This is a genomic window from Thermoanaerobacterium sp. CMT5567-10 (assembly GCF_030534315.2).
Taxonomy (GTDB): Bacteria; Bacillota; Thermoanaerobacteria; order Thermoanaerobacterales; family Thermoanaerobacteraceae; genus Thermoanaerobacterium.
Map to the genome: position 1 here is coordinate 1,978,555 of NZ_CP130558.2, position 14,040 is coordinate 1,992,594.

General features: G+C 34.0%; 14 protein-coding genes and 1 pseudogene. 10 read left to right on the plus strand and 5 right to left on the minus strand.

Annotation, left to right across the window (positions count from 1 at the left end; translation table 11 throughout):
- Positions 1 to 242: 242 nt before the first annotated feature.
- The 8 genes from Q2T46_RS10055 (at position 243) to Q2T46_RS10090 (ending at position 9,104) form a co-directional block, all read left to right on the plus strand.
- On the plus strand, positions 243 to 1,433 hold the full coding sequence (locus Q2T46_RS10055) for an ROK family transcriptional regulator (protein ID WP_303265592.1): 1,191 nt from the start codon (positions 243 to 245) through the stop codon (positions 1,431 to 1,433).
- A 7-nt stretch (positions 1,434 to 1,440) separates the two neighbouring features.
- Positions 1,441 to 2,313, plus strand: a complete 873-nt coding sequence (locus Q2T46_RS10060; RefSeq protein ID WP_303265591.1) for a carbohydrate ABC transporter permease — start codon at positions 1,441 to 1,443, stop codon at positions 2,311 to 2,313.
- A 16-nt stretch (positions 2,314 to 2,329) separates the two neighbouring features.
- The gene (locus tag Q2T46_RS10065; protein ID WP_303265590.1) at positions 2,330 to 3,193 is read left to right on the plus strand and encodes a carbohydrate ABC transporter permease; all 864 of its coding nucleotides are present in this window, start codon (positions 2,330 to 2,332) and stop codon (positions 3,191 to 3,193) included.
- A gap of 70 nt (positions 3,194 to 3,263) precedes the next feature.
- The gene (locus Q2T46_RS10070; protein WP_303265589.1) at positions 3,264 to 4,559 is read left to right on the plus strand and encodes a sugar ABC transporter substrate-binding protein; all 1,296 of its coding nucleotides are present in this window, start codon (positions 3,264 to 3,266) and stop codon (positions 4,557 to 4,559) included.
- Between the two features lie 61 nt (positions 4,560 to 4,620).
- Positions 4,621 to 5,619 (plus strand): Gfo/Idh/MocA family protein, encoded by a 999-nt coding sequence (locus Q2T46_RS10075; RefSeq protein WP_303265588.1) that lies wholly within the window; start codon positions 4,621 to 4,623, stop codon positions 5,617 to 5,619.
- Positions 5,616 to 6,608, plus strand: a complete 993-nt coding sequence (locus Q2T46_RS10080) for a Gfo/Idh/MocA family protein (RefSeq protein ID WP_303265587.1) — start codon at positions 5,616 to 5,618, stop codon at positions 6,606 to 6,608. The genes Q2T46_RS10075 and Q2T46_RS10080 overlap by 4 nt, the downstream gene beginning before the upstream one ends.
- Positions 6,609 to 6,707: 99 nt before the next feature.
- Positions 6,708 to 7,781, plus strand: a complete 1,074-nt coding sequence (locus Q2T46_RS10085; RefSeq protein ID WP_303265586.1) for a GNAT family N-acetyltransferase — start codon at positions 6,708 to 6,710, stop codon at positions 7,779 to 7,781.
- A gap of 87 nt (positions 7,782 to 7,868) precedes the next feature.
- Positions 7,869 to 9,104, plus strand: coding sequence for a Gfo/Idh/MocA family protein (locus tag Q2T46_RS10090; protein WP_303265585.1), 1,236 nt, complete (start codon positions 7,869 to 7,871; stop codon positions 9,102 to 9,104).
- 233 nt (positions 9,105 to 9,337) lie between these two features.
- Here Q2T46_RS10090 and Q2T46_RS10095 read toward each other — a convergent pair whose 3' ends face one another.
- Complete coding sequence (locus Q2T46_RS10095) at positions 9,338 to 9,661, minus strand: DUF6431 domain-containing protein (protein WP_303265584.1); 324 nt, start codon at positions 9,659 to 9,661, stop codon at positions 9,338 to 9,340.
- Positions 9,662 to 9,860: 199 nt separating this feature from the next.
- Here Q2T46_RS10095 and Q2T46_RS10100 point away from each other — a divergent pair.
- Positions 9,861 to 10,151, plus strand: a pseudogene (locus Q2T46_RS10100) (group II intron maturase-specific domain-containing protein); the annotation flags it as partial.
- A gap of 164 nt (positions 10,152 to 10,315) precedes the next feature.
- The gene (locus Q2T46_RS10105; protein ID WP_303265583.1) at positions 10,316 to 11,461 is read left to right on the plus strand and encodes a sugar MFS transporter; all 1,146 of its coding nucleotides are present in this window, start codon (positions 10,316 to 10,318) and stop codon (positions 11,459 to 11,461) included.
- 28 nt (positions 11,462 to 11,489) lie between these two features.
- On the opposite strand, the gene Q2T46_RS10110 is transcribed toward Q2T46_RS10105, so the two are convergent.
- From Q2T46_RS10110 to cbiM, 4 genes are read right to left on the minus strand one after another with little or no spacing between them, the layout of a single operon-like run.
- Positions 11,490 to 12,218 carry an energy-coupling factor ABC transporter ATP-binding protein gene (locus tag Q2T46_RS10110; RefSeq protein WP_303265582.1) on the minus strand — a complete coding sequence of 243 codons (729 nt, stop codon included), beginning with the start codon at positions 12,216 to 12,218 and terminating at the stop codon, positions 11,490 to 11,492.
- Positions 12,209 to 13,039: a cobalt ECF transporter T component CbiQ gene (gene cbiQ, locus Q2T46_RS10115; RefSeq protein WP_303265581.1), complete on the minus strand. Its 831-nt coding sequence runs from the start codon at positions 13,037 to 13,039 to the stop codon at positions 12,209 to 12,211. The genes Q2T46_RS10110 and cbiQ overlap by 10 nt, the downstream gene beginning before the upstream one ends.
- On the minus strand, positions 13,032 to 13,349 hold the full coding sequence (locus tag Q2T46_RS10120) for a PDGLE domain-containing protein (RefSeq protein WP_303265580.1): 318 nt from the start codon (positions 13,347 to 13,349) through the stop codon (positions 13,032 to 13,034). Before Q2T46_RS10120 ends, cbiQ begins: the two co-directional genes overlap by 8 nt.
- On the minus strand, positions 13,346 to 14,038 hold the full coding sequence (gene cbiM, locus Q2T46_RS10125; RefSeq protein ID WP_303265579.1) for a cobalt transporter CbiM: 693 nt from the start codon (positions 14,036 to 14,038) through the stop codon (positions 13,346 to 13,348). Before cbiM ends, Q2T46_RS10120 begins: the two co-directional genes overlap by 4 nt.
- Between the last annotated feature and the right edge of the window lie 2 nt (positions 14,039 to 14,040).

The following is a 14,040-nucleotide window of genomic DNA, read 5'->3' on the forward strand; positions in this document are numbered from 1 at the left end:
AGCATGCTTTGGCATAACTCCAGATTCTAATAAAGTAATTTATACAGAAAAAAATAAAAAAATTTTTATGATCATAGAAGGAATATTCAAATTTATGTCGAATATTTATAATATAAATCCAATGAACAAATAAAGTATAAATTATTGACCAAAATTAATAACATGATATCGTACAAAATAACTAATAGATAATAATGTAAACTTTAAACTTAAACTAATAATTAAAGAAAGTTGGATGAGCAATGATAACTACATCGGCAGATTTAAAGTTGGTACAGAAATTAAATAGATTAACAGTGCTGGATATCATAAGATGCAAAGGACCTATTTCAAGAGCGGAGATATCCAAATTGACTAATTTGAGCCCTACAACTGTTAGCTATGCTGTAACTAATCTTATGGAAGATGGTTTTGTAATAGAAACTGGTGTTGGCGATTCAAGTGGTGGAAGAAAACCAATACTTATTGAATTTAATCCCAAGGGAAGACATGTGATTTCTATTGAGATTAATAGATCGGCTATAAATGGTGCATTATATGATTTAAATGGGATTATGGAATATAAAATTCATGAGGATTTAAAAAACCTTGAATCAACTAATGCAATAAGTAGCATTGAAGAAGTGATTGAGGAAATAATCGTGAATGCAAAAACCAGTGAAATATTAGGCGTAGGCATTTCGATACCAGGTATTATTGATAAAAGTAAAGGTTCTGTACTGTATTCAACATATCTTAATTGGCATAACATAAACTTAAAGGAAATAATTGAAGATAAGTATGGTTATCCTGTATTTATTGAAAATGATACAAATTTAGCTGCATTAGCTGAGAAAGTTTTAGGATTTAATAATTTAGTTGATAACCTAATTTATATATCGATAGGGAAAGGTATTGGTACAGGCATTATTATTAATAGGAAAGTTTATTCAGGTTTTAATGGGAGTGCGGGTGAATTTGGGCATATAAGCATAAATAAAAATGGCGATAGATGTGTTTGCGGTAACTATGGTTGCCTATATACATATGCATCAGAGACATTTATTGAAACATATATGTTAAAACATATTAAAATGGGATTTAAGACTATTATCAAGGAAGATAATTTAGATATAAAAAATATAATAGATGCAGCAAATGGAGGTGATAAAGTATCAATTGAAGCAATAAATGAAGCAACAAACAATCTTGCTATAGGTATTGCAAATATTTTAAATCTATTCAATCCAGAAATGATAGTTATAGGTGCCAATAATTTATTGAAATGCAATTTTTATTTTAATTTACTTAAAGAGAAAGTCTATGATTATGCTCTTGAAACATCTACAAATAATCTCAAATTCGAAAGTAGCCGTGTAGAAAATCCGGAATTAGCCGGTGCAGCAATTCTTGTTATTGAAGAAAGCTTTAAGCTGCCAATAGAAATGGGGTGAGTATATAATGAATAAAAAAGGAGACATTGTAGCTGGATATTTATTTTTACTTCCAAATATAATAGGATTTCTTATATTTGTATTAGGCCCGGCATTAGCTTCTTTAATTTTGAGCTTCTATGACTGGAATCTCTTCAATACTCCTAATTTTGTGGGAGTAGGAAATTATGTTAAAATATTACATGACAATACATTTTGGCAATCTTTATTTAATACAATCTATTTCACAATTGGAAGTGTTCCATTTAGTATTGTGCTTTCATTAATTTTAGCTGTTGCTTTAAACCAAAAAATAAAGGGCTTGACATTATTTAGGACAATTTATTTTCTGCCTGTTGTATCATCAATGGTTGCAATAGCTCTTGTTTGGAGATGGATGTATAACAATGATTATGGTATACTCAATTCATTGTTATCACAACTTCATTTGCCAACGGTAAATTGGCTTAGTTCAACAACATGGGCTATGCCTGCGATAATATTGATGAGCATATGGAAAAGCTTAGGTTATGATATGGTTATATTTTTAGCTGGTTTACAAGGGATTCCTAATTCATATTACGAAGCTGCAAAAATTGACGGTGCTAGTGGTTTTCAGCTTTTTAGATATATTACAATACCCTTATTATCGCCAACAACATTTTTTGTAACAATAATATCTCTTATTAGTTCTTTTCAAGTATTTGATCAAGCATATGTTATGACAGATGGAGGACCAGCTAATAAAACAATGACGATAGTTTATTATCTTTATAGGAGTGGATTTAGTTATTATAAAATGGGCTATGCGTCGGCTGTTGCTTGGGCTTTGTTTATAATAATCTTAATATTGACAATAATACAGTGGAAATATTCCGGTAGAAAAATCAACTATCAGTAGATAGGGAGTGTTATTAATGATGAACACTATGTTTGAAAGAAATGCAAATAGTAAATCTTTTAGTATAAATTATGGGTTAATTTTTTCATATATTATTTTATTCCTTGGCGCAGTCACAATGGTGGTTCCATTTTTGTGGATGATATCAACATCATTAAAAGTGCCCAGTGAAGTATTTGTATTTCCACCGAAATGGATTCCAAAACCAATAACATTTAATAATTACATTAATGTTTTGACAAAAACTCCATTTGGATTATTCTTTCTTAATACACTAAAAATAACTATATTTGTCACAATAGGCAGACTTATTACGTGTTCGATGGGTGCATATGCTTTTTCAAGGCTAAAATTTCCTGGAAGAGATGCTCTGTTTATACTATATCTTTCAACAATGATGATTCCTTATCAAGTAACGATTATTCCGACATTTATATTGATGAGATATTTAAAGCTAATAGACACGTTATATTCTTTAATACTGACGGGTGCTACATCTGCTTTTGGGACATTTCTTTTAAGACAATTTTTTATGACATTACCCGTAGAATTAGAGGAAGCTGCAATTATAGACGGAGCAAATAAATGGACTATTTTCACAAAAATTATTTTACCACTATCGAGATCTGCCTTATTAACACTGGTAATATTTACTGTTCTTGGTACATGGAATGACTTCCTGGGTCCGCTGATATTTTTACAGAGTCAAAAAAATTTCACTTTAACAATAGGATTATCATTATTTAAAGGTGTCCATGAAACAGAGTGGACATTGCTTATGGCGGCATCATTGCTTAGTATTTTACCTATTATCTTAATATTTATCATTGCTCAAAAATACTTCATAGAAGGTATAGCATTATCAGGTTTAAAAGAGTGAGGTGATGAGAAAAATTTAAATCATTATGGTTATGTAGGTTAAATATCAAAATTAGAAAGGGTGGTTATTAATGAAAAAGTTAATGTCAACGGTAATCATTATTGCTATGTTGATTACTGTATTGACAACAGGGTGCTCAAATTCTAATAATGGAAATGCGACAAAGCAAAAAAGTGGTAAAGACGAAAAGGTTACTCTCACATTCGTTAACTGGGCAACAGGTGCAGAAGAGCAAATGTATAAAGATTTAATAAGTGAATATAAAAAAGACAATCCTAATATAGATATAAAAATTCAACAGGTACCATGGGATGGATATCAGGATAAAATTAACACAATGGTTGCTGGCAGCGCAGCGCCTGATATTATCTATATGAGTCAGCTGTGGTTTCCGGCATTCGCATCAAAGGGAGTTTTGTTAGATTTATCAAAAAATGTTAATAATAAAGATTTTGACAAAGGAGATTTTCATCCAGTATTGTTAAAAGCAGGGACATATGATAATAAAGTGTATTGGATTGCAAGAGATTTGGACTATGTTGTGCTTTATTATAATAAGGATATGTTTGACAAAGCGAATTTGAAATATCCTGACGAGAATTGGACATGGAATGACCTACTCCAGGCAGCACAAAAACTGACAAAGGATACAAATGGAGACGGAAAGATTGATCAATACGGTTTTCTATCTGTTGGTGATTATGTGTCATTTCCGTTTATATGGCAAAATGGCGGTAAAATACTATCGAGTGATGGCAAAAAAGCAGAATTTGATAATCCAAAAACAATTGAAGCGATGCAATGGTTATCAGATTTAATAACGAAATATAAGGTATCACCTGATCCATCGACAATTAGAGATCAAGGAACATCAACAATGTTTAAAAATGGTCAGGTTGTAATGGCTACTTTTGGAAGGTGGTTAGCGCCGAGCCTAAAATCTATACAAAATTTCCACTGGGGTGTAGCACTGCTTCCTAAAGGAAAAGTAAATAGAAATTCCTTTGTAAGTGGTTCTGGTTATACAATATTTGCTGGGACTAAACATCCAAAAGAAGCATGGGATTTTGTAAACTGGCTTTCATCTGCAAAGATACAGGAGGAAATGGCAGTAAAAATAGGCTTTGGTGTTCCATCAAGATTATCTGTCGAGAAAAAGCTCTTTGCAGATTCAAGTGATCCGAATGATAAAGTATTTGCTGAACAAACAAAGTATATGACTCCTATACCAACATTACCAAATTTACAAGAGGTATTAGATATATACAATAAATACTTTGATTTAGTAAGACTAGGACAGATGTCAGCACAAGATGCGGGCAAAAAAATTAATGATGAAGTAAATCAAGTGTTATCAGAGAAATAATGACTTAGTGGGGTATCAAAATTTTTGATACCCCTAAAATAAAGCTGAGGAGGAGATATTAATGCACAATGTAGCTATAATTGGTGCGGGTACAATGGGAAAAAGGCATCTTTTGTCATGGACATCTATTGATTCGGCAAATGTAAAATATCAATATGATATTAGAAAGGATATTGTAAAACAATTAGTTGATGGTAGAAATATTATTGTACCAGATGATTTTGAAAATGTTTTGAAGGATGATGAAGTTGATATTGTAGATGTATGTGTTCCAACTTATTTGCATAAACGATATGCAATTGACGCAATGAAAGCCCATAAGAATGTTTTCTGCGAAAAACCTCTATCATTAACTGTTGAAGATTCACTTGAAATAATCAAGACGGCCGAAAAACATAATGTAAAATTCATGGTGGGGCAGGTAGTCAGATTTTTCCCACAATATGCTAATGCCAAAAAAGCTATAGAAAGAGGGGAAATCGGAAATCCGGCAATTGCCAGATTTGAAAGGTTATCACAGTTTCCACATGGTTGGAACGATTGGTATGCCGATTTTACTAAAAGTAAGGGGCTAATATTTGATATGTCAATACACGATATAGATTTTGCAAGATGGTGTTTTGGCGATATTGAAAGAATTTATGCTAAGACATTGACAGACCAAAAGCTAAAATTTAAAGAACATGCATTAATTACAATGAGGATGAAAAATGGTGTTATGGTTCATATAGAGGGAAGCTGGGCTAGACCATCAAGTTTCACATATAATTTTGAAATAGTAGGTACTAATGGTATGATAGATTTTAATTCTGAAAGAACCATGCCAGTTTTAAAAGAGATATCAAATAATAATGAATTAAATACTGGCGTTCAAGTGCCAGAATCGCCTCTTAAGCTGGAGCCATACGCAGCAGAATTAAAACACTTTTTAGATATAATTGATAATGGTGTAACGCCAATTGTAAGTCCATATGATGCTGCATGGGATGTAAAATTGGCTCTTTTAGCAATAAAGTCAGCAGAAAAAAATAAAGTTATTGAAGTAGGTGAAAAGTTATGATTAATGTTGGTATTATAAGTTTTGCGCATATGCATGCATATAGCTATGCAAAAGCTCTAAAAGAATTATCAAATGTTAATTTTTTAGGCGTATTTGATGAAGACTTAAAAAGAGGGCAGGATGCAGCAAGACAATTTGGCGTTGATTTTTATGATGAGGTTGGAAAACTATTATCAAAACTTGATGCTGTAATCTTATGTACAATAAATATAGAACATGCTAAATACACTAAATTAGCGGCGCAAAATAGGGTCCATGTTTTGAGCGAAAAACCACTTGCAACAAATACTGCCGATGCTCTTGAAATGATAAAGGCTTGCCGTGAAAATGGAGTACATCTTATGACGGCATTCCCAATAAGATTTAATGAGCCTGTAATAAGGGCAAAGGAGATAGTGGACAGTGGTGATTTAGGTGATATCTTGTCAATAACAGGTACAAATCATGGTACAATGCCAGGTGGCTGGTTTATCGATAAAACGAAATCCGGTGGCGGATCTGTAATGGACCATACTGTACATGTTGCAGATCTTATGAGGTGGTTTATTCATGATGAAGTATCAGAGGTATATGCTGAGATAGGTAACTTGATTTATAAAGACATAGATGTCGAGGACTGCGGTCTACTCACATTCCAGTTTAATAATGGCGCTATTGCGACACTTGATGCAAGTTGGTCTAGACCAAGGTCCTTTCCTACATGGGGTGATGTGACTATGAGGATTGTCGGGACAAAAGGCATTATATATGTTGACGCATTTGCACAAAGTCTTTCAATTTACAATAACGACAGGATGAAAGGATTATGGGATTTCTGGGGTACAAATTCTGATTATGAGATGATTAAATCTTTCGTAGAATCAGTTGAAAAAGATGTAGAGCCAAAAGTTACGGGTATAGATGGTTTAAGAGCGCTTGAGATAACACTTTCAGCATATAAAGCAGCTGAAACAAAAGATGTAGTGAAAAACATTATTAATACGGTTTAGCTTTCAGAAAAATTCTAAATATGATAAAGTGTATGTATGACAAAGAAAGGGGGTTTAAACAACTATTTCTTTATTATATGTATGAAAGGATGACTATACATGGAAGGTCCACGTACGATAAAATTTAATGAGCTAAACAGTGCTATTAATTTGTCTAACAGTGTTTTTAGGATAAATGCTGGTAGAAAGCCTACAATGCATTTAGAGTTTCCGCATCTTTTTAGTAAGGATAATGCAGGAAATATAATGGCTTTTTTTGATAATAATAACGTTGCCTCAATGATGGCAATGTATTACTATGATATGATTTATTATGGATGCAATTTAAAAATTTCATGTCTTGGCTCTGTTTGTACAGATCCGGAGTATAGAGGTAATGGTCTTGCGACAAAGCTTCTTAAAGCCTGCGAAGATAAGATGGACAATGATGACATTGATATATGCATAATATCCGGTGGCAGAGGCTTGTATGTAAATAACGGCTATAAGAAGATTGGCAAGGTGTATCACGTGACATTTAATAAAGAATGTGAATTTAATGATTCCGGATATGACATCAAAAAAATAGATGATATTAACGAAGATTCCGTTAGAATAATTCATAAAATATATGAAAATGAGCCAATAAGATTTGTAAGGCCATTGACGCAATTTGAAGATTTATTAAAAGCCGCTTCTTTTTCAAATGTTATAATGGGTGAACAAAGGATATATATTGCATATAAGAATGATATTCCCGTGTCATATATAATATATTCGAGACTTGATGACAAAAAGGGGCAGATGATTGAGTATGTGGGAAATATAGATGGAGTAATGTCTGCAATATCGTATATAATGAAAAATGATGATATTGATAAATTAGAATTTTGGTTTTTTAAAGATGATTTTAGACTTCTCAACATATCTGATGCAAAAGAAGAAAGTCTACCAGGGACTGTAAAAATTATCAATAAAGAAAGATTTTTAGAGAAAATGTCTTTATATCTTAAAGAAAATTTAAAAGATGATGATTATAATAATTTCCTAAATCTAGTAAAAAGTTATAAACAAAATTCCCCAGAATTTACTGAATTGATGTTTTGTGATACAGAAGATGTTAAAGAGAATGAACTTTTAAATAAAGTGCTTCCTCTCAATTTTGTTTGGACACACGGGCTTAATTATATATAAATTTTGTAAAGTGTCTTCTGAACAAGTAAAAAATCTCCGTTCCGTAAAAATAATAAATGTATTTAATAATTTGAAAGGGATGAAATTATGATAACAGGAGCATTAATTGGTGCTGGTAATAGAGGAAAAGATGTATACGGACAATATGCGCTAAATTATCCCGATGAGATAAAATTTGTGGCTGTTGCGGAACCAAATGATGATAAAAGAAGAGAATTTGTTACAGAACATGCTATATCAAACGAAATGGCATTCGAGACATGGGAGGATCTACTAAATAAAGAGAAACTTTGCGATGCAGTTTTTGTGTGTGTACAAGATAGAATGCATTATAAAGCGACTATTGCCGCCCTTGAAAAGGGCTATAATGTACTTCTAGAAAAGCCGATGTCCTACAATCTTAAAGAATGCCTTGAGATTACAGAAACAGCTCAAAAGAATAAGAGGATATTGACTGTTGCACATGTTTTAAGGTATGCGCCTTTCTTCAAGAAGATAAAGGAAATAATTGATTCAGATGAAATTGGCGATGTTATTCATATTGACCTAAATGAAAATATTGCATATTGGCATTTTGCACATAGTTATGTAAGGGGAAATTGGGCAAATGTTAATACTTCATCACCAATTATACTTGCCAAGAGCTCTCATGATATGGATATACTGTACTGGCTGATGAATGAAAGACCGAAGAAGATATCATCATTTGGTTCTTTGAAATATTTTAATAAAGAAAATGCTCCCATTGGTTCTGCCGATAGATGCATAGACTGCGCGGCGGAATATGACTGCCCATATTCAGCAAAGAAAATATATTTAGGTGAAAATACTGATTGGCCAGTTAGCGTAATATCAACTGACCACTCAATAGAAGGTAGATTAAAAGCACTTAAAGAGGGACCTTATGGCAGATGTGTATACAGATGTAACAATAATGTCTGTGACCATCAAGTTGTGAACATAGAATTTGAAGATGGAAAAACAGCGAGTTTTACATTATCTGCTTTTACACATGACTTGACTAGAGAAGTAAAGATAATGGGGACACTCGGCGATTTAAGTGGAAACTTGACAGATAACAGGATTGAGATAAATAAATATAATGGGGAAAAAGATGTTATAGTCGTTAAAAGCATGAATGGACGCCATAGTGGTGGTGATACTGGGCTTATGAAATATTTTATAAAGCAGATAGAAAACAATGATGAAGATGTGCTAACGTCAGCAGAAAATTCCTTAATGGGCCATGTGATGGCATTTGCAGCTGAAGAGTCGAGGCTTAAACATAAAGTTATTGATATAGACAGATTTATGAAAATGTAAAAAGCTATGGTTATATACCATGGCTTTTTCATGTACGCCCGGCATTGGCGATAGCTAGGCGGTGAAAGTCCGTTGTGAGCTTGGTAGTGTGAACCACTAGCCAAAAGCAAGGGTGTCCATCGTGAGGTGGAATCTGAAGGAAGCGACAGGCAAAATCTCGGTCTGATGAACAAAAACCAGATAAGAGGCTGAATCGGGGCAGACGAGTTTGCTTAACAAAACGAAGTCCAACACTACCCGAATCTCATACAGTAAATCTGGCAGATATATGAGAGGAAAGTTATCGTCCTTACTCGGGGAGGTCTCAAGGATAAATATGGCACAAGAAAATCCGGTATTAAAGCATGTGTTTTATGACATACAGGACAAATAACTCTTGCTATGGTAATATCTACGCAATTATTATCGATAAAGACACCCCTGCAGTAATAACAATGCCTGTGCAATTTACCGTCGTAAGTGCAGTTAGGACATCCAGATGATGTATCTATGTACAAATATGATTCATTTTCGATATATTCATGTATATTTTTAACTGGAAAGGTTATAATTATCATTATGATACCTTTCTTGGGGCGGTAATTAATTTTACCGCCCCATTATTTTTTTGCTATAATTGTAGGCAAGATTAACCAATCTTATACATGAATATGAAAATTAATTAGTTTTACATAATGGATAAGGTTAAATTATTTTTCTTTTTATCTCACTGTTTATATTGAAATAATTTGCTGTATAACAAATAATAACAGGATAGTCAACTACTTTGGATTAGCAGATGCAAAAAGAACAATGAAAACCCTTGACGAATGGATAAGGCGAAGACTAATGGCATGTATATGGAAGCAATGTAAGAAGATAAAAACAAAGTACAACAATCTGATAAATTAAGAGTAGAAAAACAAAAAGCCTGGGAATACGTCAATACGAGGAAAGGCTATTGGAGAATAATCTAATAGCCCAATACTCAATATGACTCTTACAAATAAATACCTCGAAGGCATAGGTTATAAAAGTTTATCAAAAAGATATCTTATTGAACATTAAATCTTAATGAACTTCAGTATACCGAACGGTATGTACGGTGGTATGCGAGGACGCTGAATAAAATAATTATTCAGCTCCTACTCGTTTACTGCAATTATAGTTTCATTGTATTATAGTTCACTATGCTATATAATTATATAAGCATATTGATAAGGGAGGAAAAAATGCAGATATTCATTGTCGCTCTAAATTATTTTTTGATGTTCTTTATAGGTCTTGTTGACAACATAAAAGGCCCTGTAATAGCGCCGATAAAATCTTTCTACCACATTGATTACACTTATATAGGTCTTTTGCTATTTATCGGAAGCCTCGGCTTTATCATAGCTTCTTTTATTGGCGGAATAATAGTAAATAGGTACGGCAGTAAGGCAGCTTTATCGGGAGGCCTCATTTTTATCATATTAGGTATACTTGGGTACTTTGTGTCGCCGTTTTTCTTCGTTTTTGCAGTCTTTTTCTTCATTATGAATTTTGGTTTAGGGATGTTGGAGATAGGCATTAATGCCACTGCCGCGGTAACGTTTGTTGTAAATCAGGCGATAATGATGAACCTTTTACATTTCTTTTATGGAGCTGGCGCCACGATATCACCAAACGCAGTAGGAAGGCTTATTGAGATGAGATATCCTTGGCAAAATATATATCTTTTAGGCGGAATGATAACTGCAGCAATGTTGGTTGTGGTGCTTTTAACGAGATTTCCTGGTGCCGCAAGGTATTTAAACAGAGATAAAGTTAGGTTTATAGATGTTTTAAAAGATAAGTATGTTATTTTGTTTTCAATTATGTTGGGGTTTTACATTTCATCTGAGGTTGGCATAGGAAACTGGGCTGTCACTTATCTTAAAGGAGCTTACGGCATGAACAGCGTAAAAAGCTCTATGTACTTATCTCTATTCTTTGCTGCGTTTACGATAGGCAGGCTTTTAGGCGGATTTGTGGTGGAAAGGATAGGTTATGTGAAAAGTATTTTCATATTTGCTTCATTGGCAGCTTCTTCTGTCGCTTTAAGTATGGCGAATCAAAATTTGTCTATTTTACTGTCGATTGCGGGCTTATTCTACTCCATAATATATCCCACAACAATGGCATTAGCTATGAAGAGCTTCAAAGAAAATACAGGCGTTATCATAAGCGTCATAGTTACTGTAAGCTCATCTATAAACATGGTAGCCAATTTTATAATAGGAAAACTAAGCGATATATTCGGTGTCTTTATAGGTTTTTCTTTTATCGTTATCTTCATGGTGCTTGTAATTGTAATGCTGAAGGTATTGTCGTCATCTTTAAAGTCGTATTCGCAATAAAAAACTCCCGTATTTGGGAGTTTTGACTTTATATTAAGTTTACACTTTCAAGAAGCTTGACATTATCAAGTATTTTGTCAGGAGTTCCTACAGTTTCAATTGTGTGAGATTCATTTATTATGACTATTCTATCAGCAAGGCTTCTTGCCAAGTCCAAGTCATGTGTTGATATTACCAGTGTCTTGCCTTTATTGCTTAAATTGCTTAACTCATTAATAAGCCACTTCCTAGATCTTGGGTCAAGTCCATTTGTAGGCTCATCTAAAAGCAAGACATCCGGATTTGTAACCATTATTGATGCTAATGCTACCTTCTTTTTTTCGCCGCCGCTAAGTCTATGGGGAGGTCTGTCCCGCAATTTTTCAAGTCCAAATGATTCCAATGTTTTGTCTACCATTGATTTTACGTCTTTTATCTCTAGTCCCATTTGAAGCGGTGCAAATGCGACTTCATCAAATACGCTTGTATTAAAAAGCTGAACATCAGAGTCTTGAAACAGATAGCCAACTTTTCTTCTAAATTCGTATTCCTCATCATTTTTCATGTTTAATATTGATCTGCCAAAAGCTTGGATGTGGCCACTATCAGGTTTCATAAGGCCATCCATCAATTTTAAAAGTGTAGACTTTCCTGAACCATTTGCACCTAAAATGATGAGCTTTTCCCCTTTATTTACGTTAAAACTTATATCAATAAGTGCAGGTATTGACTTTATATACGAGTAAGAGACGTTCTTAAGTTCGAATATTATATCCAAAGTTTTCCTCCTTTTACAAGAAAAGTTGCCGTGAAAAATGATATGTTGAACAATATCCAGACTACGTCAAAAATGTCGAATTTGAAGTTGCTTATTGTCTTGTATTCGCCTTTGTATCCGCGAGAAATCATGGCACTGTAGACTTCGCTGCTTAGATGTTCAGATCTTATTAAGAGATTTCCCATTGACGACGCCACAAATTTTCTCTCGCTTTTGCCTTTAGACTTTCCTACATTTCTGCTTTTTCTAGCCAGAAACATATTTGATGCTACATCAAGAAACAGCGTTATATACCTTAGTGATATATCAAGTGTAGCGGAAAATACCTTTGGAAGCTTAAAATATCTTAGGGCTTTCAATATTTCGATCCATTTTGTAGATAAAGTTAAGATGTATATAAAAGACAGCGAAATAAAAGAGCGCATAATGAAAATCAATGCGCTTAAAGTACCACCCCTTGTGATGTAGAGACTTCCGGTTATATAAATAAGCGGTTTGCCAGGCCTTACTACGTTAAACAATGAAGGGATTAGGACAATGCCTGTAAATACTATAGACACTGCTGAAATCCTTGCTATGTAAGATTTCATAGGAATCTTTGAAAGCACAGCTAGTATAAGTGAGTACACCAGCATTACTTCCATATAGTACAATGAGTTGCCTAAATTGGCTATTACTATTAGGAGCATGATAGAAAGAAGTCTGACTCTTGGGTCAAGTGACTGCATCAACCCTTTTTTGTTTGCAATTTCATCTGATTCAAACATATCTTGAAATGTACTTTGTATACCTAAAACTGTCTTCTCAATAAAATTACTCATTTTTCTCCTCTGGTTTACCAATTATTTTGCTAAGTATAAAGAATACTAAAGCAATTACGGCTATTCCTACGACAGCCGAAAATATATACCCTATTGATAATTGAAGGAAGTTCTTATCAAAGCCTGGTATGCTGTAATCAGGAAATAAAGCCTTTATTGTATCTGAGAAATGCTTCATTCCGCTTGGTATATATCCTACCATGCTTTTTATCTCGTCTAAGCCCCATTCGCCCCATGCAGATCCAGGTGCCAAAAGTCCTATTGGTGTAAGCAGTATCAAAACTATTGCAGCTATCAAAAATTTTTTCACTTAGCTTCACCTCTTAATCTGTAAGAGAATTTGTAAAGTATGTTGTCTTCACCGGCTCTCATTAAGTAGTACACTACAAGTCCAGTTATAACTGCTTCTACTAATCCTGCCACTGTTAGATGCGCTATCATCATAGCAGGTATCGATTGACTGAGCCCGTAGGGAAAGTACAAGGCACGGCCGTCTGCTGCATGTAATAGCACAGGTTGCAGACCTAATTCTATTGCAGTTGCAAGTGCTGCTGCATTTATGCCTATGTATGCACCGACAGCAGATGATATGACTTTTCCAACCTTTAGCTTTTGAAGCAGCGCGTATACACCGTATCCTGCGAAAGGCGCTAAAAAAGCCATGTTGAAACTGTTTGCTCCAAGAGCTAGAATTCCTCCATCGCCAAAAAACAGCGACTGTATTAAAAGGGCAATCGTCAGTGAAATGGTGGCGCCCCATGGACCTAAAGCAATGGCTAAAAGCGTTGCACCTACTGCGTGTGCTGTTGTGCCACCAGGTATTGGCACGTTAAACATCATTATTGTAAAAGCAAAGGCTGAGCCTATTGCCATTGTAGGGACATCTTTTTTGTCAAAAGTTTTATTTACTTTCTTCGTTGCCACAGCTAGTACAGGCACCATTGCAGCACCCATTACAGCACATGTGGAAGGACTTAAATATCCATCTGGTATATGCATAA

What these genes read in the sequence shown, in the direction of transcription:
- Q2T46_RS10055 (WP_303265592.1), top strand. Translation starts at nt 243, where the DNA reads ATGATAACTACATCGGCAGATTTAAAGTTGGTACAGAAATTAAATAGA.
- Q2T46_RS10060 (WP_303265591.1), top strand. Translation starts at nt 1,441, where the DNA reads ATGAATAAAAAAGGAGACATTGTAGCTGGATATTTATTTTTACTTCCA.
- Q2T46_RS10065 (WP_303265590.1), top strand. Translation starts at nt 2,330, where the DNA reads ATGATGAACACTATGTTTGAAAGAAATGCAAATAGTAAATCTTTTAGT.
- Q2T46_RS10070 (WP_303265589.1), top strand. Translation starts at nt 3,264, where the DNA reads ATGAAAAAGTTAATGTCAACGGTAATCATTATTGCTATGTTGATTACT.
- Q2T46_RS10075 (WP_303265588.1), top strand. Translation starts at nt 4,621, where the DNA reads ATGCACAATGTAGCTATAATTGGTGCGGGTACAATGGGAAAAAGGCAT.
- Q2T46_RS10080 (WP_303265587.1), top strand. Translation starts at nt 5,616, where the DNA reads ATGATTAATGTTGGTATTATAAGTTTTGCGCATATGCATGCATATAGC.
- Q2T46_RS10085 (WP_303265586.1), top strand. Translation starts at nt 6,708, where the DNA reads ATGGAAGGTCCACGTACGATAAAATTTAATGAGCTAAACAGTGCTATT.
- Q2T46_RS10090 (WP_303265585.1), top strand. Translation starts at nt 7,869, where the DNA reads ATGATAACAGGAGCATTAATTGGTGCTGGTAATAGAGGAAAAGATGTA.
- Q2T46_RS10095 (WP_303265584.1), bottom strand. Translation starts at nt 9,661, where the DNA reads ATGATAATTATAACCTTTCCAGTTAAAAATATACATGAATATATCGAA.
- Q2T46_RS10105 (WP_303265583.1), top strand. Translation starts at nt 10,316, where the DNA reads ATGCAGATATTCATTGTCGCTCTAAATTATTTTTTGATGTTCTTTATA.
- cbiQ (WP_303265581.1), bottom strand. Translation starts at nt 13,039, where the DNA reads ATGAGTAATTTTATTGAGAAGACAGTTTTAGGTATACAAAGTACATTT.
- cbiM (WP_303265579.1), bottom strand. Translation starts at nt 14,038, where the DNA reads ATGCATATACCAGATGGATATTTAAGTCCTTCCACATGTGCTGTAATG.